Below are 1,839 nucleotides of genomic sequence, written 5' to 3'. Positions count from 1 at the left end.
ACGGTCGAGCGGACCGGGCCATTCTCGCGAGCCGAGCCCGACGCTCGATGCAACGGCGACGGTGGCTGACCGGCAGATTCGCGTCGCTGGCGTGAGGCAAACCGGTCAGTGACGGCCTCGCTTTTCGCCTTTCGCGCCCACGACAGCGACGTGTGGCGGCTGGCCGACTTCGTCGACAACGGGACGATGCCGACAGCCGTCGCCGGGCTGCTCTCCGTCGCCGCGGAGCGCGGCGGGGCCTGCCTCGTCGCCGGCCCCCGCGGCGCGGGCAAGACGACGACGCTCGGGGCGTTGCTCTGGGAACTCCCCTACGAGGTCCGGACTATCCTTATCGAGGACACGCCCGAACTTCCGGCGTCGTCCCTGCAGTCCGACGGGCGGGACGTACAGGCGCTTCGGACCGCCAGCGGAGAGGGGCCGTCGGTCGACGCCACGGAGGCCCTGCGGACCGCGCTCCGACTCGGCGAGGGCGCGCTCGCCGTTGGGGAGGTCCGCGGCGAGGAGGCCAGCGTACTCTACGAGGCGATGCGTGTCGGTGGCGGCGACGGGGCCGTCCTCGGGACGATTCACGGCAACGGCCCCGAAGCGGTTCGGGAACGGCTGGTGTCGGACCTCGGCGTCCCGGTGCAGTCGTTCGCCGCGACGGACCTCGTGGTGACGCTGGCTCCGCCCGCGTCGGAGCACGGCCGCGGCATCGCATCTGTCGCGGAAATCGTCTCCCACGGCGACGACGTTTCTTTCGAGATGCTCTATGAGCGCGACGGGGCGACGGCGACGGCTACCGGTCGCCTAGAGCGGGGCAACAGTCGTCTGGTGGAGTCACTCGCAACGCCGGGCGAGTCCTACGCCGAGGTACTCGACGCTATCGAGGCGCGAACCGAACGATTCGAGGAGTCAGTGGCTGTCGAGACACGCGGGAACGAACCGCCCACAGACGAGGCCCAGCCGTGAGACACGCCAGCGGTTCAGACGACTCCGGCGACAGCGCGAGCACGGCACCAGCCGCACCGCTCACAACCGCGGTCGGTGCGACCTATCCTGACACTATCGAGGTACCAGACGACTACCGGCGAGCGTGTCGGCTGCTCTCGGTTTCGGCCCCGCCTGAAGCACTGCTGACGGCGAGCTACGCCGTTTCGGTGTGTGGCTCCCTGCTCGCACTGCTCGCCGCTGTGACGGTGACCGGACTGCTGGCGACGACTGTCAGCCTCGGACTCCTCGCTCTGTCCCTGAGCGTCGCGGCGCTGGGACGGTACGGCGTGCCGTTCGCCGCCGAAGCAAAGCGGATTCGAGCGCTGGGGACCGCGCCGTCGCTCGTCACGACACTGGTGCTCGGCGCAACGCTGTGGCCCAGTGCTGAGCGGGCGGCGGCGTTCGCCGGACGGGCCGGAAACGGCCTGCTCGCCACACGGCTGCAACACCATCGACAGCGAGCCGCGGGCACGCCACGGAGCGGTCTGGGAACGTTCGCGGCGGCCTGGAGCGACCGGTTCCCGGCGCTCGAACGCGCAGTCGGACTGGTCGAGAACGCGACGGCGGCCCCAGCCGAGGAACGGCCCGAGGTCCTCGAACGCGCGCGGCGATGCATCCTCGACGGGACGCGCGACGAGATGGCGGCCTTCGCGGCCTCGCTCCGCGGCCCAGCGACCGGCCTGTACGCGTTCGGTGTGCTCCTACCGCTGGCGATGGCGTCGCTGTTGCCCGCCGCCGCTGCCGCGGGTGTGCCAGTGACCGCCCCTGTGCTGGTCGGGACCTACGTCGTGGTCTTGCCCGGCGCACTGTTGGTCGCCTGTTGCTGGCTCCTGGGCCGGCGCCGGTCGCGTTCCCGCCGGCGACAAT

At 71.1% G+C, this 1,839-nt stretch carries 2 pseudogenes; both read left to right on the top strand.

Annotated elements, in window-relative coordinates:
- Nucleotides 1–951, top strand: a pseudogene (locus GJ630_RS19325) (ATPase, T2SS/T4P/T4SS family); the annotation flags it as partial.
- Nucleotides 948–1,839 (top strand): annotated as a pseudogene (locus tag GJ630_RS19320) (type II secretion system protein); the annotation flags it as partial. The pseudogenes GJ630_RS19325 and GJ630_RS19320, both read left to right, overlap by 4 nt.

The organism is Haloarcula sp. CBA1122, assembly GCF_009741785.1.
Taxonomy (GTDB): Archaea; Halobacteriota; Halobacteria; order Halobacteriales; family Haloarculaceae; genus Haloarcula; species Haloarcula hispanica.
This window is presented reverse-complemented; position numbering and strand designations above follow the sequence as displayed.